Below are 24,879 nucleotides of genomic sequence, written 5' to 3'. Positions count from 1 at the left end.
AGAGGCCTCCTTTTCATCAGTATGTAGCTGTTATGTCCATGTCGATGATGCGGCGAAAAATCCGCAGTTCACCGACTGTTTCCGGCGGATAGGTCCGCTCGAAACTCAAAAAGCCATGCCCGAACCGCACTGGTCCAATCGTGGCAGGAGGCTCCATTGCCGCAATGATCTGGTCCCCAAGGGCCTTTGCGCCATCGGAACTGCCGATCGAAAAACACTCCCAGCGCATGCGCGATGTTCGTGATCCAATCGGGCCGCCCTGGCTGTAGTTCTTTGTGCCGGCAACCATGGTCTGGATCGCCGCTGGAAATGCGGAAGGATCGTCCGACTTGCGTTCGTCGTAATCGATCGCAGGCTCACCGTTGAACACGCCCGCAACCTGCACGACTCCGGCATGAGCCCGGATCCGCGCGAGCGCTGCATCTTCCATCAAATCGCTCCGAGAATGTCCTCACCGACCTTCACGGCAAGAATGTCGAACACCAGGTCCTGGTACTTGAAGATCGCTGGCGCCATGAATGGCTGCGCGCGGTTGGTCACCGTGCCGAACTCGATGAAATGCGCGTAGAATACGTGCGCGTAACCGTTATCCGCGCCCGCGCGCAGAACGCCAACGAACACGGCCTTCCCGTCTGTCTCGTAGTCTGCGAGCTCGTTGCTGACTCCGATCGTCTGATACAGGTCGCCGCTGTCTTTCGGGACGAGCCGGCGGGCCTCTTCTGCGATCGGTTCAAGCGCGGCGGCCGCGTTTTCGCCGATACGCTCGTCATTCACCGGCTTGGCGATGCGCTGCACCGTCGCGATCATCTCGACGAGACCGTCGAGGCGGAAGTTCACTTCGTTTTGGTCGAAGCCGATTTCGCTGGCGCGCTCTTCGCTTCTTCCGTGACGATCTCGACCAGCCCGGCGCCGTGATCCGCTGCAGGACGCGGATGTATGTACTTATCGCCCTTCACCTTGTGATACTTATCGCCGTGCGGGTTGGCATGTGGGCGCAGTGCCTTCACTTTGACGTCGCGTAGGTCACCTGCTTTTGCGTTTGGTTTGGTCATCAGCCTCTCCTGGTTAGTGTGATATCGCGCTCTCGCCGGCCGTAAGGAACATTTCCGGTGACGTTCCATGTGGAGCCGTCCAGCTCTGCGAAGCATTCAGAGTTGATTGATTGTGTTTTTTCGGTTGAGATCAGTCTAGCAGTCGCGCCAATCACTGAATTTTCTGATCCGGCGCGCCGGCGCTCCGCGCCTGTACCGTAGTTGACGTTCGCAAACGCGGCGGTGATCTCTTGTGCTCCCCCTTGGATCATGGAGCCTCTTGCAGATTTTGCGCTTGCCCGTTTGTAGAAACGTATCTTGCGATCGCGCCTACCTGCCGCTGTCGATTGGCTCATCTAGTCCGTCCCGATACCCATCAGATCTGCGGCATTCTGTAAGCGCCGCAAAGCGTGCGGAAGGCGAGCGGAACTTCTCCACTTTGCATCGCACCGACCGCCTCGCGGTTCATGTAGAGATGCGCCGCGAAAAGCTTCACAGCCTGTACCAGCGCCGCCGGCCGATTGTCGTCGCCGAAGCCCGCATCGAACGTGATGACCACACCCGCTGCCACATCGCTTGGCGATGATTTCGAAGGCTTGAGCGCAATTCGGCCACGCTGGAGGATCCGCCAATCGGCGATTTCGCCAGTCTGATCGCCCGCATTGCTGTCGAGGTACACGATCGAGGTCAATCCAGTCACCGGCCAGACCCCAAGGTCGAGAACATCGTCAAGCCGCTCCGCGCGCCACTCGACGCCGGTCACTTCGCCAAGCCGAACCCCGCAATACCGCTCGACCATATCGACCGCTGCATCACGATAGATTTCGATCAGCGCATCCTCGTCATCGTGGGTGACCCGCAAATGCACTTTGAGGTCCGCAAGTGAAACTACGCTCTCACCATAGACGGCGGGGAGGTCGAGTGGCGCAAGCTCAAATCGCATCACTCACTCCCCGGGCGCACAGCGCGCATCGCGTTTCAGTCGGCAGACTTGTTCTGCGGCTTCTGCGCCGCTTTGTTCTTCGGTTTGCTGGCGGCCTTGGTCGACCACTTTTCCACCGCACCCTGCCGTTCGAGCCGGTCGAAGTCGGCCTGTGAGAATGTGCGCTTCGCGCCGATCGGATCGCCGTCGAGCGGCTTGATGAGCCGCGCTGTGATGTCAGCCATTTGCATTCCCTTTCAATAAAGCGGGGCGACCGCAGCCGCCCCGCTTTTTGTGTCGCCAACCCGATCAGGCGACCCGACCGAAGTCGCCGTAAATCAGCGCTTCCGGACGGTAGATCGCAAGCGCCAGGCGCTCCTCTGCGCGGATCGTCACCTTGTTCTTCCGGAAGTTATCGCCGTCTTCGGTCGACACTTCGACAGTCGCGTTTTGACGATCGAAGATCTGCGCTGCGAGGTCGAACGCGCCGACCAGGAACTTGTCTTCTGTCAATGCCTGCGTAGGTACGACTGGCAGGTTCCACAGCTGCGCGCCGATTGCACCCTGCGGGTTCCCAATCAGGTAATGACCGTCGCCGTCCTTGAGCGTCTCGATCACCGCCCAATCGATCGGGTTCATCACGATCCCGTTCGCCGGATATTCGGCAAGCGTCACCTGCAGCATCGCAAGGCGAACCGTGTCGATCTGCTGGTCCGCAGTCAGGCCGCTTGGCGCTGCGTATTCGGTCGCAGCTGTGACGAGACCTTCAATATTCTCGCCGGTCCCGCTGCCGTTGAGGAGCTGCTGCTCTTCGACGAAGGCGAGGCCGTAACGAAGGCGGCCGTCGATCATCGACTGCAGCGCCGGGGCATCCGCTAGGATCTGCACGTTGGCGCGCATCCAGTGCGCGATCGTACGGACAGGAGCAGTCTTGTCTTCGTACTGGATGTCAGATTCAGGCTTGTCCGCACCTTCCGCGACCGGAGCAGCATTGTTGGTGAAGCCCTTCTCGCGCTCGTACTCGATGATATTCGAGCTCGTTATGCCCGGTGCGAGCAGACCGCGAATCGTCATGCGGCGGTTGGGCTGCATCACCGGAGCGGGCGAACGGTCGGGATCGACCAGCGCGCCGACGGAACCGGCTGCGTCGGTCGTGAGCGAGGAGATGTCCTTGACATCTTCGATCACGCGGCCGCGCGGGCGGGTTTCGGCAGCGAACGCCTTGAAGGCTTCGCTCTCGATAAAGCGGCGACCGGCGCTCTGCGGGCCGGTGTGCTTGCTTTTGTCGCGAGCCAGCTTCTGCTCAAGATCTTCGAAACGACCCTTAAGATTGTTCATCGCGGCCAGGCCTTCGTCGATGTCGCCCTTGTCCTTCTCGGACAGCTTGACACCCTTCTCAGCCTCGGCGAGCGCTTTTTCAGCCATTTCCTTGACCTTGTCGATCGACTGGTCGAACGACGCCTTCATCTCGGCCGCCAGCTCGGCAGCCGTTTTCTTCCGGTTGCTTTGCGTAGCGCTATGGTCTGGCGCGCGCATGAGGCGCCCCATTCGGCGCTCCGCTGCGGTAAGTTGGGATCCGAATCCTGCAGCGGCGATGGCGCCGGCCAAGCCGAGCGATGGAGCAATAAGCTCGCCGCCGGCAGCGAACGCTGGGTCTGCGCCGACGAAAGATGCGGCAATTGCGCACGCGAGAGCAAACGCTCCCGCAAAAAGGGAGTGCAGTTTCATTCTATGATCTCCGATTACGAGCTCAGTCGGGCTCGCCAGTGAGGTCGACGATCGGCGCGTCGCCCATTGCTTCCGCCAGAGAAGCAAGGAAGGCTTCGGCCTCGTCGGGTTCAGGGTTTCCGCCGGACTCGCTCCGGAGCAGATGAGCAAGGCCGTTACCCGCGATTGCGGTGGCCTCGGTCTTCGAAAAGCCTGCCTCCCGCAGGAACCCTTCGAATTCTGGAAGGGACGGCAAGCCTGCCGCCCGAATGTTTTTCACAGCGCTGACCAGCGCCTTGTCGTTAGCGCCAAGCGAAACGACCGACACTTCAATCAGGTCGATCTCTCTCAACAAGAGGTGTCCGCTGTCCTCATCGCGCTCGCTCTCGCGCACGCGGTATCCAATCGACAGCCCGTCAATGTCACCGGCCTTGAGCAATGCATACGCCTCGCGACCCTGCTGAACTTCCATATTCAGTTGACCTTCGACTCGTAGGCCGGTCTCGTCCTCCTCCATCGCCAACCACTTGCCGATTGGCTGCCAAGGATCGTGCTGCCAAAACAGCTTTGGCATTCCGCCACGCTCTTCGTGCTCGGAAAGCGAGGTGACGAACGCGCCGCGCTCGACGATGTCACCGTAGCTGTCGACGTTACCGAAGATCGAGCCATACCCCGAGAACGTGCCGTTATCACCGAAGTCCTTCACACGAAGGACCGGCATGCCCTGCTTCGTCTTCATTCCTTGTCTCCGTCGATTGCATCGGCAAGCGGCACGTCTTGCATTTGCACCATCGCAACATCGCCGCCCTCGATTGGCGGCAGGTTCTCTTTCGCGCGGGCTTCGTTGCGCGTCATAAGCCCAAGGCGAACCATGATCTGATAAAACTCGGCGCGACCACGACTGTCACCGCGCAGCAATCCTTCCAGGTTGAACTCGATTGTGACACCTGCCTGTCGCTCTGTGCGCGTCAGCAGCTGCTTCATCAACGCCTGCTCGATCCGCCGCAACCGCTTGCGCAGCGCGAATTTAATGAAGCCGAGCACGTCGACCTCTTTGCCTGTACCCCAGTTGGAGGCCTTGTCGCCGTATCCAACCATCGCTGGCGGCACGCCGAAAATCCGGCAGATTTCCTCACCGTCGAACTTCCGACTTTCGAGCAGCTGCGCGTCTTCCGGATTGAGCGTAAGCGCGCTCCACTTAAGTCCGTTGTCGAGCAGCATCGGCTTGCCGGAATTGACCGCGCCGACAAACTTCTCTTGCAACAACGCTTCGAGCTCGGCGCGCTGGTCGCCAGACAGCGCAGTCTCAGTTTCAAGTATGCCGCTAGGACGCACGCCGTTGGCGAAAATAGCCCGCGCGCTTGCGCTCGAATCCATCGCACTTCCAAACGCGCCTGCGCACATCGACAGTGTCGAAGCGCCGCCCAGAGCATTGCCCCCGAATCCGCGGATATGGAGCACTTCGGCCTGTCTCACGACTATCCGCTGAGCGTCTGCAGTCCACTCATACTCCAGCGCCCCATCGTCGCGGCGACGAACGCGAACGATATCCGGACGGACGGGCTCAAGCGCGACAACGCGGCTGCCTGATCGATAAATTCGCGCATACGCATTGCCATGAAGCTCTAGGCTCGCTCCTATGAACTCGATGAATTCGTAAGCGGTTTGGTCGAAATTCGGATCCATCGAGAGCAGCCAGTGAAGCGGATGCGCTCGGTCTTCGCGCTTCACTCCGTTTTCGTCCGGCACATAAACTCCGACCTTAAGGCTGGCCTGCGTCCCCGCGATCAGGTTCACACAAGCAAACGTCGCCGACAGCCCGAGCGGATTGATCCGCCCAATCCGGTCCATGTAGTCCGCGACCGTAACCCGGTTAGTGCGGAAATTGTTACCGTCCGAATAGGCCGCCTCGCGACGTTGTCCGAACGTCACCGCTTTACGCGGCTTGGTCAGCTGGCGCTGCTGCTTCTCCTCAAGCGCAGCCGCCTGGGCGGAAAGGCGATAACCCGTCATGCCGCTCGCATCCCCGCTATCCATTCGTCCGTCGAAAGGCCGCCATCGCCCGCCACGGGGTTGCGCTCCATCAGCTTAACCGCATTGAACAGGGCGACGAGCGGATCGATCTTCGCTTTGCCCGCCGCCTGTTTGGTGATGTAAACCGCATTGCCACGCTGCTCCGCTTTCGCGTTGCCGACGCACCAATTCATCATGTCGGATCCGTCGTGCCGCAGCGTGCCATCGCGCAGCTTGCGCTCGGCAGTCCACACCGCGCTCGACAATTTGAACCCCTGCCCGATCGCCACCAACTGCTCATCTTCCAGACCAGCGCCGACCAGCGCATCAACCAGACCGCCGACGGCCAGCGGATCAAGACCGACCGCGCCACGGTCGGGCAGCAAGCCGCTCTCAAGAACTTGCTTTGCAACCGCCGCGACGCCCTCGACGTCTTCAGTCGCACCGTCGCACAAGGTCAGATGCCCTGCCGCCTCGAAGTCGCGAAGCCGCGGCGCGATGTCCTTGCGAAGATCCAGAACCTCTCGCATCACCCATGCCCGCGAGCAGGATAGCCAGTGCCCCGTCTCGCGTTCACGGCCGAGCACATCGACGCCGGTCAGATCGTCCAGGCCACCACCATCGATCCCGATCACCGCCACTTCACAACGAACAAGCAAATCGTCGAGCGTGAGACCTTCCTCCGCACCGCCAAGCCAGTAATCCGCACCGCGCCAGCGCTGCGAATGCAAGCCCATACCTATCTCGATGTTCAAATGCTGACTTGCCCAGCGGGCAAGCTCGGCATCACCTTTTTCGATCGCTTCGGCAAATTGCTGCTCGAGCAGGTCGAGGCGAACCGATCGGCCAAGGTTGGGCAGCACAAGCGGCCATATTTCTGTGTTGCGCCACGGCTGATCAGGGTCTGTTTGCACGTCCTCGGGCAATTCATAGAGCACGGGCAAGGTCACCGCCGCCTTGCCAGTGATCCGTCCATCACGAATGCCGCGCGCCAGATCGAGCTCAGCCTTGAATACACCTGCCGGCGGCTCATCGCTCTGTGTCGTAATAAGCAGCATGAAGGCGTCGGGTTTCGACACCATACCGCCCCATAACTGCCCCAGCACCCGCTCGGCATAATGAACCTTGCCGAGGATGTGCAGCTCGTCGACGATGATACCCTTAGGGATCGCCCCCGTCGCCACCTTCTCGTCGAAGGTTTGCACTCGCAAGGTCGAGCCAGTAACCAAATCCTCGATCAACTTGATGTGAGCGCGAATTGCGAAGCGCGCTTTCAGCACCGGATCGGCCAAGATCATTCCGCTCGCCTGGTCGAAACCGCGCTGCGCGATCGCCTGCGTCGGCCCGAAAAGGTAGTATGTCTGGTTTGGCGCGACGTCCATCAGCAAGGCTGTCACAGCAATCGCGCCGGCATTCGTAGTTTTCGAATTCTTCTTCGGAACCATGCAGAGCAACTTGCGCACATGGCGATAACCGTCGGCCGTGACCGATCCGAGCAGCGCGGCGACGATGTCCCGAGCCCAGTCCCCCGCCGCTTCACGCATCGGAGGATTTCCAGAAACATCTGGCAGCTTGAGCTTATTGAAGATCGCGACAGCGCGGTTTTTTAACTTCTCATCAAGCGGCAGATCAGGAATCAGGTTTTTGCCCGCCTGCATCCGCTCCCACCAATCAGGGCACGAAAAGTCCCAATCCAGTGCACTGTCACCCATGTCCGGCCGGCGGTATCAAGCCCAAATCACGCCACTCCGGGTCGCCCGCCGCAGCATAGCGAGCATCGTGCACCCGCTGTTCTTTCTTACCGCGCTTCGGCTGCTTAGCCTTTGCGGGTTTCACGTCTGAACGAAGCATATGATCGCGCACGCGAAGGACTTCGATCCGCTTTGCCAATTCCTTTTCGGCCGTGACATTACCAGCATCGGCCTGGGCGTTGAGCCGCTCGAGCTGTCGCATTTCAAGCCGAAGAGATGCTGTCTGCCTGAGACCGACCTCTCGGGAAAAATGTTTCTTCAGCGTCTTGACGTCGCAGTCGATCAGTTTTGCAGTCTGACCAAGCGACAGACCGCGAGCGAAGGCGAGCAATACACGATTGGACCGCTCAAGGGTCCACTGAAATTCAGGACGCCCACGCGCCTCTCTCGGCGGAAAAACAGGGTCGCCGAACAGGTCGGTCTCCAAATTTTCTTCCGCCATTGAAAAAATCTCCGAATGAGATGGACGGCGGTTTTTCGGCAGCCGACCCTCCAAACTTTCACCCACCCCCCGCCTTCACACGAGCACGCGCCCTTCGAGCCCGAGCCTCCGCCGTCTTCGCATTGTGACAGCCGGTGCAGTACCAGTCCGCTTCATCGAACGGAGGGAAGTCCGCCCCGCCATCCCGGCGCTCGACCCGGTGGTCGAGGATCAACCGCCCACTCGCTCCGCAAACGCAGCACCAGCATCCACCCTTCTGTGCGACCGTCCAGGCTCGGTGACGCTTGCGGTAATCTTTCCATTCGGGCGAGGTGTAGAAACGCTCGGCCACCTTCGGCAGCGCGCGCACCCTCGGCGGCAATCCCGCCAACCGCGCCGACATCTGCTTCAACCGTCCCAAGCCATCCTCCGTTGAGGTCGGCGCGTTCATCGGCATGGCCCGCACCGACCTCGTCACAAGGGAGGAACCCTCAAATTCCCGATCAGCGAGGCCCAAGCACCAAGCGATCAGGATAATCTCGGGATACCCCGCCACAGCTACGGAGCCGAAACGCATTATTTGCTACGGAGCCCGCATTCCGCACTTGACAGCGACGCAACCCTAGCTTTCTCGCCGCGCCGCGCTAAGGAACATCACACCGCCAAGACTGCTTCGCGCGCCATAAGCCCGCGCCAATGCCGCTCCGGCACCCCGTTCGCCCGGCAAACCAGCTTGCACAGCGCCTCGCGATACCGCCCGGCAAGCCGCCGCGCCGATCGATCGTAGCCAAGCCGCGCCTTCACCTTCCCCCACGGCACCTGATCCTGCCCGCGATACTTCCACTTCGATGCCTGGACGAGCACCGCGCGGTCGATCGGCTCGGGCAGGGCCTCCAGCCACGCGTCCACCGCATCGCGAACCGCCACCTCGCGCGTCCGCAGCGATGGGCGAGGGCGAGGCGAGTCAATCTTGCGCACCTCGAGCAGCTTGCCCGCATCGGTCTCGATCAGCGTCACCGAATACGATCCCGCAATATCGCCGACCTCACGCTGAGCGAGATGCCAAGGTCCGTCCTTGGCAAACGGAGAGGCACCGTCCCCCGGCGTGCGCCACCACAGCTCGTGCCACGCAATCAGCATCCCTTCCATCGCATCGGCGCTCGGAGGGGCCGCGACACCGCCCACGGAAGGGAAACGGAAGGCACCAAATTCGCTCATTTTCTCAATCCTAACAATGCTTTAATCTCTATATTCCCTCTCTTTGAAGAGAGAGACGGAAGGGTCGGAATAGAATTAGAGGTCAGGGCAGTGTGAAACCGCGCCGCAGTTCTCGCGCGATAGTCACCCCCGAAAACCCTTCCGACCCTTCCATATCAAAAGAAGCGCCTGAAAAGACGCGCTTTTTTCCCTTCCGTGATGGCCAATTCATCCCTTCCGCCGTGTTCATGGCGGAAGGCTTTGCCTTCCCCGTGCATCGGCATCCGCCGACGCGAGTTCCTCGCTCTCACGCCCTCCAGGCGCGTCGCTGCGGGCGGGCGGTCGCCCTTTGGGCACCTCTGGTGCCACTCGGTTTTGGATCTCGAATTGGTCAAACAAACTGTAGCCGCGAAATCGGACATGAGGCACCCAGTCAATCAACCGCTCGTCCGCCGCTCTGATAAAGCAGTCGGCGCAGATGTAGCCCGGCCCTTGAAGCGGACCGATGACCTCGCGCCAGAGCTCGTCCGTCGCATGAATATCGACGGTGATGAAACGAGAGCACCGCGCACAACGAGGGCGAGTGGGTATCCGGGGTTGATCACCAATCGTCATAGATGCCCTCCTCGCCGGCACCGGCATCGCCAGTCGCCTCTTCAGCGCCATCCGCCGCGCTCCAGTTTCCGTCTCGGATTGTTTCCGGGGTCACGCCGTCGCGCAGCGCGATGCCGATCCACTTGATGCCGTCGCTCGTCTTCTGCTCGAACCCCTTGTCGAGCATCGCCTTCTTGAAGCCCTTGTTCGTCCAGCTCGCGCCGCCCGCCATGTCGCACCAGGCGAGATAGGTGTCGTGGAGCATCTTCGCGCCGACGCGCAGGGGGCGCTCAGGCACATCCTCGCCAACCAGGCACGTCTCCGACAGGAACCGCCCCAGCTCGTCGGACTGGTCTCGATAGGCCGCCGTCGCCATCCGCACCGCATCCGGTTCGATCAAGCCGCTCTCGCGCCAGTCGGTCAGCCCCTCGAGAAGCCGGTTCAGTATCCCGCTGGCCTCGCTGCGCAGCTTTTCGGGAAGGTCACGATCGACATCCTCGACCGCCACGGTCACCGCCCACGGCACCAGCTGCATCCGCCGCCAGATCCCGTCGCTCGTGTCCTTGATTTCCGGCTTGTGATTGCCTGAAATCGTCATCTTGAAATCGGGCTGAAACGTGAAGAACCCCTTGTTGAGGTGCCGCGCATCGACCGGATCGCCGCCGGTCACCATCTTGATAAGGCCTTCGTTCAGCCGCGCTCCGCGCTCCGGTTCGGAAACGCGAAGAAACCGCACGCCGGGCAGCCGCGCGAGGTCGGGTGTCGCCTGGTCGCCGCGGCGCTTGATGCCATTGTCCAGGAAACTCTCGATCGGAATCGACCCGGCATAATCGCCTGCCAGATGCGCCACCGCCTCGACCGCCGTGCCCTTGCCGTTGCGCCCGGAGCCGTAAAAGAACGCGAGCTTCTGCTCGCCGATATCGCCTGTCAGCGACAGGCCGAACCATTGCAGGATGAACCGCCGCATCACCGGATCGGGCTGCACCCGCTCCAGAAACCCATCCCAGACCGGCGCTTTGGCGCTGGGCGCGTACTTCACCGGGGCGAGCTTCGTGATCAGGTCGCCGCGATCGTGAGCAGTTTTCACGACCTTCCAGCCATCGACCTTCCACGCCGATTTCCCGGCCGCCACCTCTTCGGGAGATCGCTTCACGCTGCGCCGTTTCAATCGCAGCGTGCCGTTCAGCACATTGACCGCCATTCTGTCAGCATCGAAGGCATCCGGCTCGACGGCGATCCCTTCAAAGGCGCGCGCCAGCTTCGCCACCGCGCCCAGTTTGCCCAAAGCTTCAGAGGCCTTGGCATGCGCATCGATCGCATCCGACCAAAGCTTGCGCTTCGATGGCATCGTCTCGAGTGCGAAATCACGCGTCTCGCATTCGGCAACGAAATCGCGCGCTTCGCCGATGGCCTTGTCGTATTTCGGCCCGCGATTGCCGTCCGCATCGGGCGGATGCGAGCGGGCAATCCCCTTGGCCAGATCCTCCCAACCCTCGTCCTTGCGAACACCTGCCCAAGCGATGAATGTGCCGAACGATTGCTCGCCGCCCGACGAATCCGGAAACCGATCGCGCACATCGGCGATATCGCAGCCCAGCGCCCGCACCAGCGCGGCTTCATTCCGGACGGCGCGCACCGTGGCAAACACCGATTGCATCACCTCGGCCGGCAGCGCGTCCTTTTCCTCGGAAAGCAGCCGCCAGCGCCGCCCGTCCCAGTTGAACCACCCGATCTTGTCGCAAAAGCGAAAGTCATCGCCATGCCGCATCCGCCACCTCTCGGCGTTGCCGAGGTCGGTCAGCGGCAGAAAGGCGCAAGCAAGATCGCGCGGCAGATCGGGAGCGATTGTTATCCTCATGCTCGCGCCTCCGCGCGAGCGTCCTCGGCGCTAACTCGCGCTGTGCGCGAGCACCTGCGGGCGCGCGGTCGCGCTTTGGGCGGCTCCGCCGCCGGATGAATGGCATTCATGGGAGTCACTGGTCAAACAAACTCCCCTGCACGCTCCCGATCTCGGGCTTCGGCGTGGAGAGCGTCGAGAGATTGCCACGCATGCGCTGCAGCCAAGGGGACAACGCCGTTCCCGCAGGCGCGAAGTCGGTCCACCCGATAGGCCAGCCCATCAGCCACTCGACGAAATAGGGATTGAGCTTCCGGCGACTCACCCTCCGGACCCAGGAGCGCTTCCGCTTGAAGGTCGGCATATCGGGCCGCGTCAACATCAGGTAAAGCCGGAGTAACCAGCGGGACGGCTTCGACGATGGCGGGCCAGAGCGGATCGCCTGGACTAGGGGCGAAAGGGGGAAAGAATGCTCCACGAAGTTCGGCAGCTGATCCATGTGCATCCGCCCAGTCCCGTTCGTGGTCACATGATCGGTGCTGTTCGCACCCTTGTGATCCCGGCTCGCTGGCGTCGGCCAGTGCTCCGCTTGCCCCGGGAGCAACATTTCGCTTGAACGTGCACCGCTGCGTGTTTTGCTGCCGCCCTCGGTCAACCCGACGGTAGGCGACTGCCATTGCATCTCCCCCGCCAATTCCATCGCCTTCCGACTGAAATCCGAATTGCCCGCTGCATTGTTTTCGCCCCGCGCTGGACTGCCTGCCATTGGCGTTGGCCAGGTCTGCGCTTTCTCGCTCAACGATACCCCGAAACCGTTCCCGTTGATGCCGCGCGCCTTGTGCCGCTCTCTTCGAGCCTGCACTTTCGCCAGATCTGTTTTTTCTGCCGTATCGATCACCGATGCGGTCAGCCATGATGAACAATCGCTCGCGCTTGTGACTGGCGCCGACTTCGGCCGCGCTGAATATTCCCGCCGCAACGCGGTAGCCCAATGCTTCCAGTGGTCCGACGATGGCGGCAAGCTGTCCGTCCGCGTTCCCCGGCACGTTTTCGCGGAAGACACGATGCGGCCGGCACTCCTCGACGATGCGCAGCACTTGGTCGATAAGGAATCGGTCGTCTGCCTCTCCGCCGCGCTTTCCGGCGACGGAATTCGGTTGGCAGGGATCTCCCGAAGTGACGCAATCCACGATGCCACACCATTCTCGAGCGTCGAAAGTGGCAAGGTCAGACCAGACAGGAGCCGGGTGTAAGGCCCCGTCCTCCATCCGCGCGGCAAGGATCGCTGCGGCATGGGCTTCCCTCTCCACGTAAGCGATGCCGCGCGCGTCGGGTCGGGCAATTCTGATCCCGAGGTCGAGCCCTCCAACCCCGGCACATAGAGCCAGCACATTCACGCCGTCTCCATTTCATGGCGCTTCACAAGATCGCGCAATTGCTCGCATTCGGAAAGGTCGGCAGCATTTTCCTCGGGCCTCACTTTGCAAAAATGGCTGCACCACCAACCGCTGATCAACGGAAAGCCGTCAAGCACCAGCGCGGTGTACAGAACCCCGTCATCGCCTTGCGGGCTACCCTCGATAATGCTGCGAACCCGGTAGATTTGGCCACGTCGCGGCACGCGCCCATCCGGGACCGGCGTTAGGTCATGACAAAGACAAAGCGCCAGGTCGCCAGCCTGCCAATCCTCGTTGAGTCCGCGCCGGTCGATCACCTTCGGCACGTCCGGCTGCCGTGAAGGCACCGCCTGGTTGCCGAGCAACCAATGCAAAATCCCGCGAAACATCACGCCGCCTCCTCCTCGCGCGCACGCGCCACCGGCGCGCGCTCTTTCACTCTTGGCAGGCCGCCATGCTTCAGCCGCGCTTTCAGCTGCTCGCCCGCGCCAGCATCGCATTCGATCGTCACGCTCTCGCCCAGCGACCGGAGCCGCCCGATCGCGCGCGCCCAATCAAGCACGCACAACGATTTCCCTCCTGAACGCAGCCATTCCAGCGGATCGGCAACCAGTCGCAGCACCGGATACCGGCCCGCCAGCGCGCTTCGCTCACAATCGCGGATCGCGTCTTCGCCGAGGCACCAGCCATCGCCGGTCGCCAGCGCGACTTCGGCGGGAAAGCTGGTTGCAAAGGCAGCAATATCGATCAGATGCTCACCCTCGAAACAGGCGAGCATCACGCGCGCATCCGGCCCGCGCGGCTCCCAGAACCGCCCGCCGCCCATGAGGCAGACGCGCGCCTGCCCGATTGCAAGCCGCGCGCCGAGCTCGGCAACAAAGCGCCCCGGCACTCCCAGCGCCATCAATCGCTGGCACGAGGCCCACGAAACGCCATGCGCCAGCATGAAGCCGTTAAGATCGGGCATCCCGCTCATGCTGGCTGCCCCGAAAGCGGTCGCGCGCGCGTCTGGCGCGTCATGCCGTATCGCGCCTGCTCGGCCGCAATCATCGCCCGTTCGTGCGCAAAGCGTCTCTCGCTCACCTCCGCGATCCGTCGCTCCAGTTCTTCGCGCGGCATGATCGGTCCGCTCTCACCAAATACAGCGTCGAATTTGCCGGAGGTAAAAACGTCAGTCGTCGGCAGACGCATCGCAGCGCGGTTAATCTTGTCGCAGCCCGTCTCGGCAGGCGGATCGCGCTCGATCCAACCAGGCAGCGAACGCGCGTCGTCGCCATCGCCCTCGCGCAGAAAGGCGAGCAAGTCCTGGAAGTCAGGATCGCCATGCCGCACCAGTTCATCGGCGCGCTTGATGGCGTAGAGGACGGAGGAATGATCAGCGATCCTCACCGGACGGCCAAGCGCGCGCAAATGCCTATCGGGATATTGCTGCCTCAGGATATGAACCACCGCCCAGCGCAGCCGGGAGACCGGACCGCGCGGCCTGCCCTTGCGCTTGGTCGATTGCACTGCCGAGCGTGGGACATTGCCGTATCGGCAGGCCCGCTCCACCAGGACCGAGGATGGAATGAGGCCGGGAAGGGGAGACGCATCGCTCACGTCGCCTGCTCCCCGATCCGCCCGCAATGCGCGCGCCAGATAGCCAGTGCGTGCGTTTCCGGGATTCCCGTCAGCTTCGCCGCCGGTACGACGCCGCGCCCGTTGGCAATGTGCTCGGCGAGCTCGTCGAGCAATTCGCTGTTTGAGCGCACCACCCTTTTGCAGTCGACGCCGTAACGATCCGCGCCGCGCCGGGTCAGCGCGATCATATTCCACCCGACGCCGCTCTCGGGCTTTGCGCGCCCAAGTTCATCGTCCGCCACCATCGCATCGACGATTGGCTTCACCGCCTGGAACGACCGCATCCAGACAGGCCCGTCTGCGAGCCGCAAGGCAATGGAGTGGCGCACCGAGTCCGGCATCAGGCAGCTCGCTTGTTCCGTCGCTTCGTTTTGGGGCCAAGCATATCGCCCGGTTTCGCGCCCGGCCGTGGGAATTGCTCGCGCACCGGCGCTTCCAGCGTCGACGCTGACACCAATCCCGCCTTGCGCTTCGCACGGCGCGTTAGATCGGTGTTCATCCCGTCTAGGATTAGCCGCGCTTTCGCCAGATCATCGGAATAGACCGCCTCGGCCAGGTCGGCGAAACCACCGTGAATGTTGTGCATGATCCTATCTCCTCATCACCATGATCGTGCCGACGCAGCCATCGGGCTCGGCCGGTTCGAACCGCGCCGGCGCGGCGCCGTCATCGTGGTGCATCACCACGTCTGCCCCACCGATTGCGGCCAGCATCGTGTCGAGATATTGCGCGTTGAACGCGCTTGCCCCGACCGCGCCGTTCTGGATCGCGATCTCCGCTCGGGCCGAAGCTTCGCCGTCACCGCTCCGCATCGACAGCGCGAGCGTGCCCTCCTCCAGATCGAGGTCGACCGCGTTGGTTTTCTTGTCCGAAGCGATGCGCAGCCGCGCGAGCGATTTGCGCACGGTCTCGACGTTCAGCGTCACCGGCGTGTCGCTCTTGCGCGCAATCACTCGGCGATAATCGGGAAAGGTGCCGTCGATATTCTTGGCGATCAGCCGCGCATCGCCGAGATCAAACTCGATCCGCGCTTCGCTCCACCGGAATTGCGCTTGGCCACCGGCCGCGCAAAGCAATTCAGCGATCCGCGCTCCCTTCGGCCCCAGGATGATTTCAGGTGCGCCCTCCGGCCAATCGATTTCATCGACGATCTGCTGAAACAGAATGTTTCCATCCAGCGCAGCAAGCGCCAGCTGGCCGTTCTCGCCGTGCCAAAGCGGACCGTGCAGATAAAACTTTACCTCGTTGGTCGAACGGAACGGCATCACGCGCGCCAGCACCGCGGCAAGCCGCGCGGCATCGATCGCAATCGCAGCCGCCGTCTCCTTGATCGGCATGCGCGGGAAGTCTTCCGCCGGCAGCACCGCCAGCGTCCAGCGGCTTCGCCCCGATCGCAGCACCACCCGGCCATTTCCGTCGGCAGCGAAACAAATGAACGACTTCGCATCCACCGCATTGGCGATCGCCGCAAGCCGCTCGACCGGGATCGCCAGCGCCAGATCGGCCTTCACTTTTGCCGGGATCGACTGCGTGAACTCGACATCGAGATCGGTGGCGGTCACCCGCAACTCTTCATCCGACGCGTCGATCAGGACATGGCCCAGGATAGGCAGCGTGTTGCGCCTCTCGACAACCTGCGCCGCCACCTTCATGACACGTGCCAGATCCCCCGCGCCAACTTCGAATGCAAACTCGCTCACACTGTCACCTCGCGCTTGGGAGCCTCGCCGCGCGGTGTGACCGCGGTGGGATCGCTTGGCTCGCCGCAACCGCGCCCGACTTGGCCGGGATGTTCCGAATTGGTGAAGTCCATCCAGCTGACCCAACCCTGCGCGCAATCGAAGCCCCACTCACGCACCTTCGATCCGGTGACGAACAGGCTGACTGCAGGGCTCTCGCCGCTGCCAGACTTGAACAGCTCCACGCGGTGCATCGCCTCGGCTTCGCGGCCGACCACGTCGCCGGCCTTGCGCTTGAAAACGCCTTCGGGCGTGTGCTCGAGATAGCCGCCCTCAATGATGAAACTTGTCGATGGCCACGGGTGATCGTGCAGCGCGCGGTCGTCATCGCTGCGTCGAAATTCGTGGAGATAGATGTTGAGGTAATTGTTCCGCGGCAGGATCCACCAGCGCCGCAAGTAATTGTCACCGATCACGAAATCAGGCGCGCGCACCATCTGCCCCGCGGCCCACGCCTGCAGATCGGGCAATTCTGCTTTGAAAATGTGACCGGACATCACCGCTCCCCTTTCGTCGATTTGCCGCGCGCGCGGCCTGCTTTCAGGATTGTCACAACCGGCGGACGCGTCGCATCGCCTGCGATCAGTTCGATCGCTCCCTCGCGCTCGAGGCGTTTCAGGAGATATCCGATCCGATCACGCCCGCGCCGCGCTTTGCCGAGGGCAAGGTACTGCGCCAGCGCCGTGCGCGACGGGCAAGGCTCACCGTCATGCGCCGCCTTTCGCAGCCGGTTCAAAAGCGAGCGCATCTGCTCGCGAGTAAGGTCGGGGCGGGGACCGGGATTTTGGGGGGGCGTAGGCCCCCGCCCCTTGCGCGCGTCGCCCTGGGATCGTGGGCGTCCGCGCTTTTCGATAAGCCAGGTCGTGCGCCGCGGATCGTCCGCATGGCGCTGGGTCAGAAGGTGCGCGGCCTGCGCTTGGGCGAGCTCGCGCGCGCGCTTCACGCTCGGCGCATCGCGCGGCAGTTCGAAGCCCTCGGCATAACGCTCGCGCTCGCCCGGCTTGGCCTCGGCAAACCACGCATCGAGCGCATCCACCTCGACCGCGACCGCAAGACGGATCGAATAGGTTTCCTTGGTGGCGATCCCTCCCGAGCCCATCTTACTCCGCACCTCCCGATGCGAGGTTCTCGAAGTCGGGCAGGATGCGCTGGAGAAGATCACGAACAGCGGCTGCATCGCGATGGCAGAACCTCCCGTCCGCATGACGCTCGGCAATGTCCGCTGCAAGCGCGCTCGCCTGGGCGGCAACCGAAAGCGCATTCGCACTGTCGGCACAGTCTCTATCGATGAGCTTCAATCCGGTCGGACGAACCATCTCGTCAGCGAGATGACGTGGTAACTCTCCGAGAAGCGCGCTAAAAACATGAGCGGGCATCTTGGTTCCGTCCGCCCATCGACGAAGATCGCGCGACGTTTCACCGACCGACCCCGCCAAAGCGTCAATGCAGCCACCCTCGTGCTCGAACCGTCGAAGCACGTTGGCAAACCTGTTCGCGAGATTTTGTTGCGATGCGAGGTTAGACGACATGATCTTGCTCCTTGGTCACGCTAACTCCCACGCGATGAGCAAATTCGAGCGCCTTCTCCCCGACTTCGCTTTCCGGCCAGTTTCCGGGCTGCATCAACCAGCGGGCGAATTGCTCGAGCTTGAGATCGGTAATCGCCGATGCCGGATCATCGAGCCGCGCCAGCGCGCCTCCGTGATTCGCGACGAGGCTGGACAATGCGCCGTGCGTCCGCCCGGTCGCTGCGCACCACTCGTCAGCCGCCGCCCGCAATCCGTCGCGCAGCCGCCGGTTCTCGATTTCTGAATGCTTGCTCATGCCGAGCCTTATGCGGGACATATCCCGCATTTGTCAACGGGTCATGTCCCGCTGGCGGTAAATTCGCTTTTGCGGGATGATTCCCCCATGGCCGAAACGACCGAAATTCCGGGCGAACATCGCATGATCGACCGCGTCGAGCGGAAGCGGAAAGAGCTTGGGATAAGCGCCCGCGAACTGTCCATGCGCGTCACGGGCAAGCCTGATCTGATTCGTGATATGAAACGCCGTGGTCACGATCCTTCGGTCGAAAACACGCGCGGGCTCGCCGAGGAACTTGGTGTAAGCATCGATTGGCTGACCGGCAGCGCGCGATCGCCGGAGCAGGTCGTCAGCGAAGTCGGAATTCGCGAAGTGCCTCAGGCGTGGCGCGGGCCGGAGCGCCCCGAAGAGCCTGGCATCCCGCTTGTCGGCACCGGAGATTGCGCCGAGATCCAGCTATGCGACGAGCAGGGCAACCTTGTCGACATCGAGCGATCGAGCTTCGATCCTGATCACACGGTGCGCCTGATCCGGCGCCCGCCCGCGCTCACCGGCAATGCCCAACTTTACGCAATCTATTTCCAAGGCGAGAGCATGATGCCGCGCTTCGAACCGGGCGAGGTTGGCATTGTCGACCCGACCAGGCCACCGCGCCCCGGCGATTACGTGCTGGTCCAATTGAACAATGGCGAGGACAACGATGTCGCGACGGTGCTTGTGAAGCGGCTCGTCAGCCAGAACGCGCGCGAGACAGTGTTGCACCAGTTCAATCCTGATCGCACCTTCATCGTCCCGCGAGAGCGCATCTCCCGCATCCACCGCGTGCTGCAGCAGACCGAGCTGCTATTCGGTTAATTAAGCTCGCTCGCCATCATCGACAGGCATTCGGATTGCAGGTTTTGCGCGGCATCAGTGAGGGTCGGCATACGGCCTAGCGTCGATTCCGCATTTTCAATGGTGATATCGCCGACGCGCTCTCCGATCCGCTGCATCATAAAAAACGCCTGACGGCAACGGAACGCAGTTTCGCCCGCCCGCCTGCTGTCGAACTCTTCCTCGACAGACTTGAAAGCATCGACAGCCGCCGAGCACGCCGTTGCGGTAGCGTTACCGAACTGACGGAGGCGCTCGAAATCGGCAGCCGAGGTGACGCTGGAGAATGCGTCACCCATTGATACCATCGCATCGCTGCAAGGAGCCGCCATCGCTCTTGCTTCCCGCAGTCTCGCGGAAGGACCGCCCGCTCCGCCGCTTTCGGCTATTGGCTGGGACTGGACCTCCGCATTTGCAGTCATCTCTGACTCCGATTCCGGATCAGGGCCAATACCGACGAGCGCGACAACGGCGAGCAGGAACACAAGCGCGCCGGCCAAGAACTTTTTCCCCATGACGAAATACACTCCTTTCAAACGAGCCTAGCGGACAGCTGCCCAAGTGCCAGCGGGACAAATCCCGTATTTATCGTTGACACGGGATATATCCCGCATTATTCATCCCGCAATTCAACAGGAGTATTTCCATGATCAAATCAACTATTGAGCTGCTGGGATTGAGGGCGACAGACCGGGTTTCCGGACTTGAGGGCGTCATCGATAGCGTTTGCTTCGACTTGTACGGCTGCGTTCAGGTCAGCCTCGCCCCCAAGGCGAAGGATGGTGAAGTCCCGAATGGTCGTTGGCTCGATGTGAACCGTGTCGAAGTTTCCGAAGATCGGGTGATGCCTGCGCCCGATTTCGATGGAAAGGGCAAAACGCCGGACACTTACGATCAAGGGCCAGCGATGAAGGCTCCCCGCTGATGATCGCTCTCGACGTTCCCTTCCCGCAAGTCGGCTCGCTTTGTTTCGAAAAGGCAACCGGGCGCAAGCTGAAGATCTTGCAGCACCGCGCCGACGACCGGGTGTTCTGCCGCCGCGAGGATTTGCGCAAACCCAGCTGGGTCCGCACCGGCACCGCGAGCGGTAACATCACGCTTGATCGCGACCAGCTTGCCGAGACCGAGGCCGATGTCGAACTCGAAAGCGGTGAGCCCTTCGCCGCCCCCGAAAGCTGGCGCACGATCGCAGGCAAGCCTCGCGAGTCCCGCAAGGCAAAACGCCCGGCGAAGGGGAGGGCGTGATGAAGGTTGCCGGAAAGCACGACTGGTCTGGACACAACGACCAAGAGCTTGCCGACAAACTTCGGGAGGCCCGCGAAATCGTCGTTTCTGCTCGCGATGAGCTCAAGAAGCGCGGTTTTGACGTTCGCCTGACAAGCAAGTCTGCACAGATCGAGAAGGTTGAGACGAAGACGGTGACGCTGTGAGCGCTCCGACCCGCACCCGCATTGCTACCGAGGAATTCCACCGCCGCCTTACCATCTGCAAGCGCAAGGCGCTCGCGAAGGAATGGAAGCGCGACGTCGCCAACCACCGCGCGCGGCTTTGGCTCGCCATTGCAGCGGCCTTCGATTGCGACCTGCCGCAGCGCGAGGTCGAGTGCATCTGGCCTGCCGGCGCAAAGTCGCAGCTCCGCGCGTGGGAAATCGCCGATCCGGACGAATACCGCGCCGAGCTGGCGCGCGCTCGCGATGTCGCTGTGCGCGCTTGGCTGACCGATCGAAACGATCTCGCCAAGCTTCAGCGCTGCTGGGATTTGCAAGGTCTCGCCGTCGCGCTGGGCTGCGAAGCGACAACGGTGATCGAACCGATCGCCCCCGACCCAAGGCTGATGAAGGAAGCGGCATGACAAACCTTCGCGCCATCGTCGACAGCTTTGCGCTCTGCACCGGACTGGCAATCGTTTTTGCCGCGATCGGGCACGGCGCCCCGCTAATCGTATTTGCAATTCAAAGGATGCTCGCATGACGACCTATCCCTCACCCGATCCCTATCACGATCGGCAACTAATCCGCCGCGCGCGCCACAAAACGGCGATGGTGTGCTTCGTGAGCCTCGCCGCCGGCTGTTGCCTGGCGGGGATCTTCGCGGCGCTGCTCGCATGACCACCTCAACCAAACGGACAATCACCGAGGCGGATCGGGAGGCGTGCAACACTTTCATTCGCGACGGCGCTTCTATCGGCGTTCAAATGCAGATGGCAGGCTCGAACGGCCAGCGCCTCCTGGAAGCGTTCGCTCGTCACCGTGAGCAATCCATCGCCACTCTAGGAGCAGAGAACAAAGCGCTTCGGGAGGCGATTGGGAAGGCGGACGAGTGGTTTAATGAATACGCTGTAAGCCATGCCGACAAAATGCTCGCGACGGATGACCCCGAAGAGCGGCGAGCGCGGCAAGACAAGGCTAATCGTAACGCAAAGCGGTCCCACTACATGAGGAAGGCTCTCGCTAAATGACAACCGGCGTCGCCGCTCTCGACGCAGGCAAGCCGCCGGCCGAATGGGTGAAACTCCTCGAGAAACAGGGGCTTCCCATCTCCGAGCGCACACTGCGCGAGCGCGCCAATCGCCTCGGGGCTTGCATGAAGCTCGGCCGGGCGATGATAATCACGCCCGATCACATGGACGCGATTCTCAAGGACGCAGAAAAATGCCCCTCCAACCCTACCTCCGCGGCGCAACGTGGTGGGCGAAAGGCCGGATCGAATATCTCGGCCGCCCCATCAGCGAATACTACCGCCAAAGCACTGGAGCAGCTTCACGCCAAGGCGCGCTCGAATGGATCGCCGCCAAAGAAGAGCGCGCGATCCGTCGTCACCTCGTTGGCGACGAAGCGGCGCTGACCTTTGCCGAGGCGGTTCTGCTCTATCCCGCCGACGCGACAACCGCCGCCTACCTGATCCCGATCGTCGAACGCTGGGGCGACACCCCGCTCGCGCAGATCACGCCGTTGATGGTGCGTCAGCTCGCGCCTGAGCTTTATCCCGAAACCGGCACCGCCACCTGGACGCGCCAGGTCGTGACGCCGGTGCGCGCCGTGATCAATCACGCTCACGATCTGGGTAAGGCAGCACCAATCAGGATCCGGGGCTTCTCGAAAGAGGAGAGGGCGGGGCAGGATTCGCTGCGCGGGTCGACTGGGCGCAGGCGCTATCCGCCCGGCAGCTGGGAATGGCTGCTGTGTTTTCGCAGCGTCGCAAACGAACGGCTTGGAGCGCTGGCGCTTACGATGTTCGTCACCGGCGCGCGCATCAGCCAGGCGTGCGCAATGCATCCGGGGAAGCACCTGCGATTGCAAGAGGGGAAATTGTGCGTGCCGGGCGCAAAAGGCCACGGCGATCGCTGGCTCGATATCCCGCCCGAGATGGTGGCCGATCTGGCCAACCTGCCGCCGCTCTATCCGAGGGGCTTTGAGCGCAAACCGGCAAACCTCCGCGTCTTCGGATGGAGCTCGAGGAGTGGACCGAGGAAGGCTTGGGCGAACGCTTGCAGGAAAGCGAAGATCGAGTTCCTGCCGTTCCACTCCGCCGGCCGGCACGGCTTCGGACAGGAGATGAACGTCAGGCAGCCGATCGACGAAAAGGCAGCGGGCGCTTTCGGAGGCTGGAGCGATACCGCGCTGATGCGACGGACATACACACACGGCGAGGATGTCGCCGCCAAGGTCCACGAATCATTCTATCGAGGTTTGCGCGCAGCCGAGCAGGAAACGGGCCTGAAACTGGGCAGGGCGGTCGGCTAGCTTGTACGGGAATTGTACCGATACGAGCCGTTTGTTCGCGAATTTTCCTGCAATGTTCCGCATCGAGCAACTACCGAAGATTGTGCGGCAGTTGGAAAAACGCTATATTTCAGAGGCTTTTAATGGTGGGCGCGGCAAGGATTGAACTTGCGACCCCACCCGTGTGAAGGGTGTGCTCTACCACTGAGCTACGCGCCCGCTCGCTTGCCGTAGGGCAAGGGCAGAGGCGCGCATCTACTGCCGCGGCGGTCTCGTTGCAAGGGGTGCCGCGCGCGGCCGCGCTATTTCGCCAGCAGCGCTTGGAAGACCTCGATCAGGCCCGCAGCGGTTTTGCCGCGAGCAGGCGGAGCATCGACAGGGCACTCAAGGCAATAGGCCTGGATGCCGCGCGTTCCGGTGAGGCGATCCGCATCAGCCAGCAGGCGCGAAAGAGTCGCCTCCTGTTGAAAGGCTGCGCGAGCGAACAGGTCCGCGCCTTGAGCGCTCTGAGCGGGTGCCGATGAACTCCCCAGCATCTGCCGAATGAGCGAATCGTAATTGGTCGCCTGCGTGCCGAGGAAGCGCGGGTGCCAGCCGTCTTCTTCAAGGCCGGCTTCCTTGGCTGCCCATTTGAGCGCGTCATCCAGACCGCCGAACTGGTCGACCAGACCAAGCTGGCGGGCCGATCCGCCGTCCCAGACGCGGCCCTGTGCCAGCGTATCGATCTGTGCAGGCGTCATCCCGCGCGCATCGCTGACCCGTTCGAGAAAGTCCGCATAGGTATCGGTGATCGTCGCCTGCAGGATCGTATCGACCTCAGGAGTCAGACCGGCGATGAGGTCGGGCTGCCCCGACAGCGGCGTGGTGCGGAACCCATCCGCATTGACCCCGATTTCCTGCGCTGCGTCTTCGAAAGTGGGTAGCACGGCAAAGACCCCGATCGATCCGGTGATCGTTTCGGGCTGTGCAAAGATGCGGTCGCTCGATGTCGCAACCCAGTAACCGCCGCTCGCCGCGACATTGGCGAATGAAACGGCGACAGGGATATCCTTCGCCCGGTATCGCGCAATCGCGCGGCGTATCTCTTCTGATGCCGTGACCGAGCCTCCTGGCGAATTCACGCGCACCACGAGTGCGGCGAGGTCGTCATCGAGAGCATCGTCCAGCAGGTCCGCAATGCGCGTTCCGCCGGCGGTACCTGGCCCGGCGTCACCATCGACAATGGTGCCCGCGACCGTGACGACGCCTATGGCTTTTCCGCTGCTCGATCGCGAAACATCGGCGAGGTAGGGAAGAAAATCGCTCTTGGCGTAGGTGCCTGGGCTTTTGTCCCAATTGTCGGCTCCGGCGACCTCGGCCACCCGATTGCCGAATTCGACGTTATCACCCAACTTGTCGACGAGGCCCGCTGCCAAAGCTGCTTTGGCCAGATCGCCCTGGCTGGCTTCAACCCATGCGACGGGGTCGGCGGTGACTTGATCGAGATCGATCGCGGGCCGGGCCTTTTTGACATTCGCCTGCCATTCTTCCCATAGCGCGCCGTAAAGCGCGGAGATATTCTCGCGCGCCTCTTCAGACATCGAATTGCGCGAATAGGGCTCCACCGCAGCCTTGAACGTGCCGACGCGGTAGATGCGGGCATTCACGTTCAAGCGATCGAGCAGATCGGCATAGTAAAGGTTGCTGCCGCCCGGGCCTGCGATCAGCGCACCACCAAGCGGGTCTGCCCAAACTTCCGACGCGTGCGCCGCGAGGTGCATATGGTCGTCGCCGTAAGCGAGCGCGTAAGTGAAGACCGGCTTTTCGGCCTTGCGAACGCGGTCCATCGCTTCGCCGATTTCCTGCATGTGGACCTGGCCGCCGCCGATGAAGGTCGTGAGATCCATCACGACTGCCTTGACCCGGTCATCGCTCGCCGCGGCATCAAGTGCGCGGACGAGGTCGCGGGCCTGAAATTCCATGGGCGGCGCTTCCCCGGCGAGCAGTGCAGCGAAAGGATCGACCGGAGAACGTTCCTCCACAATGTAGCCGGAAACTTCCATGTAAAGCGCACCGTCGCGAACCTGGCCGGGGTTAGGCGCAGCGGAGAGGAGGCTGAAAAGCGCGACGAAAAAGAGCAGCATGAAGACGAGGACGAGTGCGTCCTTCACGCCGACCATGAACTTCCAGACTTTACCGACGAAACTCATAAATTATGCGCCCTTTGTATCGCGGACCCTCGCCGCCTCTGATTACAGCTCCCATCTAGG

Annotated in this window: 35 protein-coding genes, 1 tRNA gene and 1 pseudogene; 9 read left to right on the top strand and 28 right to left on the bottom strand. The window is 62.2% G+C overall.

From position 1 onward, the window contains the following. Positions 1–16 precede the first annotated feature (16 nt). The 25 genes and pseudogenes from IB285_RS10600 to IB285_RS10485 all read right to left on the bottom strand — a co-directional run bounded on the left by IB285_RS10600 (position 17) and on the right by IB285_RS10485 (position 18,053). Positions 17–430, bottom strand: a complete 414-nt coding sequence (locus tag IB285_RS10600; RefSeq protein WP_190788147.1) for a hypothetical protein — start codon at positions 428–430, stop codon at positions 17–19. Beyond that, positions 430–837, bottom strand: a complete 408-nt coding sequence (locus IB285_RS10595; protein WP_190788146.1) for an HK97-gp10 family putative phage morphogenesis protein — start codon at positions 835–837, stop codon at positions 430–432. The genes IB285_RS10600 and IB285_RS10595 overlap by 1 nt, the downstream gene beginning before the upstream one ends. Next, the gene (locus IB285_RS10590; RefSeq protein WP_190788145.1) at positions 834–1,052 is read right to left on the bottom strand and encodes a hypothetical protein; all 219 of its coding nucleotides are present in this window, start codon (positions 1,050–1,052) and stop codon (positions 834–836) included. Before IB285_RS10590 ends, IB285_RS10595 begins: the two co-directional genes overlap by 4 nt. Before the next feature lie 355 nt (positions 1,053–1,407). Then, positions 1,408–1,974 carry a head-tail connector protein gene (locus tag IB285_RS10585; RefSeq protein WP_190788144.1) on the bottom strand — a complete coding sequence of 189 codons (567 nt, stop codon included), beginning with the start codon at positions 1,972–1,974 and terminating at the stop codon, positions 1,408–1,410. Positions 1,975–2,009: 35 nt separating this feature from the next. Next, positions 2,010–2,198, bottom strand: a complete 189-nt coding sequence (locus IB285_RS10580) for a hypothetical protein (protein ID WP_190788143.1) — start codon at positions 2,196–2,198, stop codon at positions 2,010–2,012. 64 nt (positions 2,199–2,262) lie between these two features. Then, positions 2,263–3,681 carry a phage major capsid protein gene (locus tag IB285_RS10575; protein WP_199803360.1) on the bottom strand — a complete coding sequence of 473 codons (1,419 nt, stop codon included), beginning with the start codon at positions 3,679–3,681 and terminating at the stop codon, positions 2,263–2,265. Between the two features lie 22 nt (positions 3,682–3,703). After that, the gene (locus IB285_RS10570) at positions 3,704–4,399 is read right to left on the bottom strand and encodes an HK97 family phage prohead protease (RefSeq protein WP_190788142.1); all 696 of its coding nucleotides are present in this window, start codon (positions 4,397–4,399) and stop codon (positions 3,704–3,706) included. After that, positions 4,396–5,673, bottom strand: coding sequence for a phage portal protein (locus IB285_RS10565; RefSeq protein ID WP_190788141.1), 1,278 nt, complete (start codon positions 5,671–5,673; stop codon positions 4,396–4,398). The genes IB285_RS10570 and IB285_RS10565 overlap by 4 nt, the downstream gene beginning before the upstream one ends. After that, a complete protein-coding gene (locus IB285_RS10560; protein ID WP_190788140.1) occupies positions 5,670–7,385 on the bottom strand; it encodes a terminase large subunit in 1,716 nt (571 codons plus the stop codon). Before IB285_RS10560 ends, IB285_RS10565 begins: the two co-directional genes overlap by 4 nt. Next, the gene (locus IB285_RS10555) at positions 7,378–7,866 is read right to left on the bottom strand and encodes a hypothetical protein (RefSeq protein ID WP_190788139.1); all 489 of its coding nucleotides are present in this window, start codon (positions 7,864–7,866) and stop codon (positions 7,378–7,380) included. Before IB285_RS10555 ends, IB285_RS10560 begins: the two co-directional genes overlap by 8 nt. A 58-nt stretch (positions 7,867–7,924) precedes the next feature. Beyond that, positions 7,925–8,302 (bottom strand): hypothetical protein, encoded by a 378-nt coding sequence (locus tag IB285_RS10550; protein ID WP_199803359.1) that lies wholly within the window; start codon positions 8,300–8,302, stop codon positions 7,925–7,927. Between the two features lie 197 nt (positions 8,303–8,499). Next, a complete protein-coding gene (locus tag IB285_RS10545; RefSeq protein WP_190788138.1) occupies positions 8,500–9,063 on the bottom strand; it encodes a hypothetical protein in 564 nt (187 codons plus the stop codon). A gap of 580 nt (positions 9,064–9,643) precedes the next feature. After that, entirely contained in the window at positions 9,644–11,494 is a 1,851-nt protein-coding gene (locus IB285_RS10540; RefSeq protein WP_190788137.1) for a DNA primase family protein, read from the bottom strand. A gap of 115 nt (positions 11,495–11,609) precedes the next feature. Beyond that, the gene (locus IB285_RS15030; RefSeq protein ID WP_234033124.1) at positions 11,610–12,371 is read right to left on the bottom strand and encodes a hypothetical protein; all 762 of its coding nucleotides are present in this window, start codon (positions 12,369–12,371) and stop codon (positions 11,610–11,612) included. A 52-nt stretch (positions 12,372–12,423) separates the two neighbouring features. Next, a pseudogene (locus IB285_RS15215) lies at positions 12,424–12,864 on the bottom strand (DNA cytosine methyltransferase); the annotation flags it as partial. Between the two features lie 2 nt (positions 12,865–12,866). Beyond that, entirely contained in the window at positions 12,867–13,259 is a 393-nt protein-coding gene (locus IB285_RS10530) for a hypothetical protein (protein ID WP_190788135.1), read from the bottom strand. Beyond that, positions 13,259–13,846: a hypothetical protein gene (locus IB285_RS10525; RefSeq protein ID WP_190788134.1), complete on the bottom strand. Its 588-nt coding sequence runs from the start codon at positions 13,844–13,846 to the stop codon at positions 13,259–13,261. The genes IB285_RS10530 and IB285_RS10525 overlap by 1 nt, the downstream gene beginning before the upstream one ends. Beyond that, positions 13,843–14,469, bottom strand: a complete 627-nt coding sequence (locus IB285_RS10520) for a hypothetical protein (RefSeq protein ID WP_190788133.1) — start codon at positions 14,467–14,469, stop codon at positions 13,843–13,845. Before IB285_RS10520 ends, IB285_RS10525 begins: the two co-directional genes overlap by 4 nt. After that, positions 14,466–14,831, bottom strand: coding sequence for a hypothetical protein (locus IB285_RS10515; protein WP_190788132.1), 366 nt, complete (start codon positions 14,829–14,831; stop codon positions 14,466–14,468). Before IB285_RS10515 ends, IB285_RS10520 begins: the two co-directional genes overlap by 4 nt. Then, positions 14,831–15,076 (bottom strand): hypothetical protein, encoded by a 246-nt coding sequence (locus IB285_RS10510; RefSeq protein WP_190788131.1) that lies wholly within the window; start codon positions 15,074–15,076, stop codon positions 14,831–14,833. The genes IB285_RS10515 and IB285_RS10510 overlap by 1 nt, the downstream gene beginning before the upstream one ends. Before the next feature lie 4 nt (positions 15,077–15,080). Continuing rightward, positions 15,081–16,190: a DNA polymerase III subunit beta gene (gene dnaN, locus IB285_RS10505; protein WP_190788130.1), complete on the bottom strand. Its 1,110-nt coding sequence runs from the start codon at positions 16,188–16,190 to the stop codon at positions 15,081–15,083. Beyond that, on the bottom strand, positions 16,187–16,726 hold the full coding sequence (locus tag IB285_RS10500) for a hypothetical protein (RefSeq protein WP_190788129.1): 540 nt from the start codon (positions 16,724–16,726) through the stop codon (positions 16,187–16,189). Before IB285_RS10500 ends, dnaN begins: the two co-directional genes overlap by 4 nt. Next, positions 16,726–17,328, bottom strand: coding sequence for a hypothetical protein (locus IB285_RS10495; RefSeq protein WP_190788128.1), 603 nt, complete (start codon positions 17,326–17,328; stop codon positions 16,726–16,728). Before IB285_RS10495 ends, IB285_RS10500 begins: the two co-directional genes overlap by 1 nt. A 1-nt stretch (position 17,329) precedes the next feature. Then, on the bottom strand, positions 17,330–17,758 hold the full coding sequence (locus IB285_RS10490; protein ID WP_190788127.1) for a hypothetical protein: 429 nt from the start codon (positions 17,756–17,758) through the stop codon (positions 17,330–17,332). Then, positions 17,748–18,053 (bottom strand): hypothetical protein, encoded by a 306-nt coding sequence (locus tag IB285_RS10485; protein ID WP_190788126.1) that lies wholly within the window; start codon positions 18,051–18,053, stop codon positions 17,748–17,750. The genes IB285_RS10490 and IB285_RS10485 overlap by 11 nt, the downstream gene beginning before the upstream one ends. Positions 18,054–18,140: 87 nt before the next feature. On the opposite strand from IB285_RS10485, the gene IB285_RS10480 reads away from it, so the two are divergent. Then, the gene (locus IB285_RS10480; protein ID WP_190788125.1) at positions 18,141–18,890 is read left to right on the top strand and encodes a S24 family peptidase; all 750 of its coding nucleotides are present in this window, start codon (positions 18,141–18,143) and stop codon (positions 18,888–18,890) included. Here the strand turns inward: IB285_RS10480 and IB285_RS10475 are convergent. Continuing rightward, a complete protein-coding gene (locus IB285_RS10475) occupies positions 18,887–19,423 on the bottom strand; it encodes a hypothetical protein (protein ID WP_190788124.1) in 537 nt (178 codons plus the stop codon). The genes IB285_RS10480 and IB285_RS10475 overlap by 4 nt on opposite strands. Before the next feature lie 131 nt (positions 19,424–19,554). Here IB285_RS10475 and IB285_RS10470 point away from each other — a divergent pair, with 131 nt between their 5' ends. The 8 genes from IB285_RS10470 to IB285_RS10440 all read left to right on the top strand — a co-directional run bounded on the left by IB285_RS10470 (position 19,555) and on the right by IB285_RS10440 (position 22,651). Further along, positions 19,555–19,833 carry a hypothetical protein gene (locus tag IB285_RS10470; RefSeq protein ID WP_190788123.1) on the top strand — a complete coding sequence of 93 codons (279 nt, stop codon included), beginning with the start codon at positions 19,555–19,557 and terminating at the stop codon, positions 19,831–19,833. Continuing rightward, complete coding sequence (locus IB285_RS10465; RefSeq protein ID WP_190788122.1) at positions 19,833–20,153, top strand: hypothetical protein; 321 nt, start codon at positions 19,833–19,835, stop codon at positions 20,151–20,153. Before IB285_RS10470 ends, IB285_RS10465 begins: the two co-directional genes overlap by 1 nt. Next, positions 20,153–20,338, top strand: coding sequence for a hypothetical protein (locus IB285_RS10460; RefSeq protein WP_190788121.1), 186 nt, complete (start codon positions 20,153–20,155; stop codon positions 20,336–20,338). Before IB285_RS10465 ends, IB285_RS10460 begins: the two co-directional genes overlap by 1 nt. Beyond that, positions 20,335–20,760: a hypothetical protein gene (locus IB285_RS10455; protein WP_190788120.1), complete on the top strand. Its 426-nt coding sequence runs from the start codon at positions 20,335–20,337 to the stop codon at positions 20,758–20,760. The genes IB285_RS10460 and IB285_RS10455 overlap by 4 nt, the downstream gene beginning before the upstream one ends. Next, positions 20,757–20,879, top strand: a complete 123-nt coding sequence (locus tag IB285_RS15100) for a hypothetical protein (RefSeq protein ID WP_268888708.1) — start codon at positions 20,757–20,759, stop codon at positions 20,877–20,879. Before IB285_RS10455 ends, IB285_RS15100 begins: the two co-directional genes overlap by 4 nt. Continuing rightward, positions 20,876–21,016 (top strand): hypothetical protein, encoded by a 141-nt coding sequence (locus IB285_RS10450; protein ID WP_190788119.1) that lies wholly within the window; start codon positions 20,876–20,878, stop codon positions 21,014–21,016. Before IB285_RS15100 ends, IB285_RS10450 begins: the two co-directional genes overlap by 4 nt. Next, positions 21,013–21,366 carry a hypothetical protein gene (locus IB285_RS10445; protein WP_190788118.1) on the top strand — a complete coding sequence of 118 codons (354 nt, stop codon included), beginning with the start codon at positions 21,013–21,015 and terminating at the stop codon, positions 21,364–21,366. The genes IB285_RS10450 and IB285_RS10445 overlap by 4 nt, the downstream gene beginning before the upstream one ends. A gap of 193 nt (positions 21,367–21,559) precedes the next feature. Further along, a complete protein-coding gene (locus tag IB285_RS10440; protein WP_190788117.1) occupies positions 21,560–22,651 on the top strand; it encodes a site-specific integrase in 1,092 nt (363 codons plus the stop codon). A 123-nt stretch (positions 22,652–22,774) separates the two neighbouring features. Here IB285_RS10440 and IB285_RS10435 read toward each other — a convergent pair. Beyond that, positions 22,775–22,849: transfer RNA gene (locus IB285_RS10435), tRNA-Val, on the bottom strand. Between the two features lie 83 nt (positions 22,850–22,932). Then, complete coding sequence (gene sppA / locus IB285_RS10430; RefSeq protein ID WP_190788116.1) at positions 22,933–24,819, bottom strand: signal peptide peptidase SppA; 1,887 nt, start codon at positions 24,817–24,819, stop codon at positions 22,933–22,935. Positions 24,820–24,879 lie beyond the last annotated feature (60 nt).

The organism is Erythrobacter rubeus, assembly GCF_014705715.1.
Taxonomy (GTDB): Bacteria; Pseudomonadota; Alphaproteobacteria; order Sphingomonadales; family Sphingomonadaceae; genus Erythrobacter; species Erythrobacter rubeus.
Note: the sequence above shows the minus strand (reverse complement) of the source record. Positions and strands in the feature narration are given on the sequence as shown.

Coding starts and splice junctions, on each gene's coding strand:
- IB285_RS10465 (WP_190788122.1), top strand. CDS start 19,833: ATGATCGCTCTCGACGTTCCCTTCCCGCAAGTCGGCTCGCTTTGTTTC.
- IB285_RS10510 (WP_190788131.1), bottom strand. CDS start 15,076: ATGCACAACATTCACGGTGGTTTCGCCGACCTGGCCGAGGCGGTCTAT.
- IB285_RS10480 (WP_190788125.1), top strand. CDS start 18,141: ATGGCCGAAACGACCGAAATTCCGGGCGAACATCGCATGATCGACCGC.
- IB285_RS10470 (WP_190788123.1), top strand. CDS start 19,555: ATGATCAAATCAACTATTGAGCTGCTGGGATTGAGGGCGACAGACCGG.
- IB285_RS10440 (WP_190788117.1), top strand. CDS start 21,560: ATGCCCCTCCAACCCTACCTCCGCGGCGCAACGTGGTGGGCGAAAGGC.
- IB285_RS10565 (WP_190788141.1), bottom strand. CDS start 5,673: ATGACGGGTTATCGCCTTTCCGCCCAGGCGGCTGCGCTTGAGGAGAAG.
- IB285_RS15100 (WP_268888708.1), top strand. CDS start 20,757: ATGACAAACCTTCGCGCCATCGTCGACAGCTTTGCGCTCTGCACCGGA.
- IB285_RS10450 (WP_190788119.1), top strand. CDS start 20,876: ATGACGACCTATCCCTCACCCGATCCCTATCACGATCGGCAACTAATC.
- IB285_RS10490 (WP_190788127.1), bottom strand. CDS start 17,758: ATGTCGTCTAACCTCGCATCGCAACAAAATCTCGCGAACAGGTTTGCC.
- IB285_RS10555 (WP_190788139.1), bottom strand. CDS start 7,866: ATGGCGGAAGAAAATTTGGAGACCGACCTGTTCGGCGACCCTGTTTTT.
- IB285_RS10495 (WP_190788128.1), bottom strand. CDS start 17,328: ATGGGCTCGGGAGGGATCGCCACCAAGGAAACCTATTCGATCCGTCTT.
- IB285_RS10485 (WP_190788126.1), bottom strand. CDS start 18,053: ATGAGCAAGCATTCAGAAATCGAGAACCGGCGGCTGCGCGACGGATTG.
- IB285_RS10525 (WP_190788134.1), bottom strand. CDS start 13,846: ATGAGCGGGATGCCCGATCTTAACGGCTTCATGCTGGCGCATGGCGTT.
- sppA (WP_190788116.1), bottom strand. CDS start 24,819: ATGAGTTTCGTCGGTAAAGTCTGGAAGTTCATGGTCGGCGTGAAGGAC.
- IB285_RS10600 (WP_190788147.1), bottom strand. CDS start 430: ATGGAAGATGCAGCGCTCGCGCGGATCCGGGCTCATGCCGGAGTCGTG.
- IB285_RS10475 (WP_190788124.1), bottom strand. CDS start 19,423: ATGGGGAAAAAGTTCTTGGCCGGCGCGCTTGTGTTCCTGCTCGCCGTT.
- IB285_RS10575 (WP_199803360.1), bottom strand. CDS start 3,681: ATGAAACTGCACTCCCTTTTTGCGGGAGCGTTTGCTCTCGCGTGCGCA.
- IB285_RS10590 (WP_190788145.1), bottom strand. CDS start 1,052: ATGACCAAACCAAACGCAAAAGCAGGTGACCTACGCGACGTCAAAGTG.
- IB285_RS10585 (WP_190788144.1), bottom strand. CDS start 1,974: ATGCGATTTGAGCTTGCGCCACTCGACCTCCCCGCCGTCTATGGTGAG.
- IB285_RS10560 (WP_190788140.1), bottom strand. CDS start 7,385: ATGGGTGACAGTGCACTGGATTGGGACTTTTCGTGCCCTGATTGGTGG.
- IB285_RS10545 (WP_190788138.1), bottom strand. CDS start 9,063: ATGAGCGAATTTGGTGCCTTCCGTTTCCCTTCCGTGGGCGGTGTCGCG.
- IB285_RS10515 (WP_190788132.1), bottom strand. CDS start 14,831: ATGCCGGACTCGGTGCGCCACTCCATTGCCTTGCGGCTCGCAGACGGG.
- IB285_RS10530 (WP_190788135.1), bottom strand. CDS start 13,259: ATGTTTCGCGGGATTTTGCATTGGTTGCTCGGCAACCAGGCGGTGCCT.
- IB285_RS10500 (WP_190788129.1), bottom strand. CDS start 16,726: ATGTCCGGTCACATTTTCAAAGCAGAATTGCCCGATCTGCAGGCGTGG.
- IB285_RS10580 (WP_190788143.1), bottom strand. CDS start 2,198: ATGGCTGACATCACAGCGCGGCTCATCAAGCCGCTCGACGGCGATCCG.
- IB285_RS10570 (WP_190788142.1), bottom strand. CDS start 4,399: ATGAAGACGAAGCAGGGCATGCCGGTCCTTCGTGTGAAGGACTTCGGT.
- IB285_RS10550 (WP_199803359.1), bottom strand. CDS start 8,302: ATGCCGATGAACGCGCCGACCTCAACGGAGGATGGCTTGGGACGGTTG.
- IB285_RS10540 (WP_190788137.1), bottom strand. CDS start 11,494: ATGAGGATAACAATCGCTCCCGATCTGCCGCGCGATCTTGCTTGCGCC.
- IB285_RS10460 (WP_190788121.1), top strand. CDS start 20,153: ATGAAGGTTGCCGGAAAGCACGACTGGTCTGGACACAACGACCAAGAG.
- IB285_RS10445 (WP_190788118.1), top strand. CDS start 21,013: ATGACCACCTCAACCAAACGGACAATCACCGAGGCGGATCGGGAGGCG.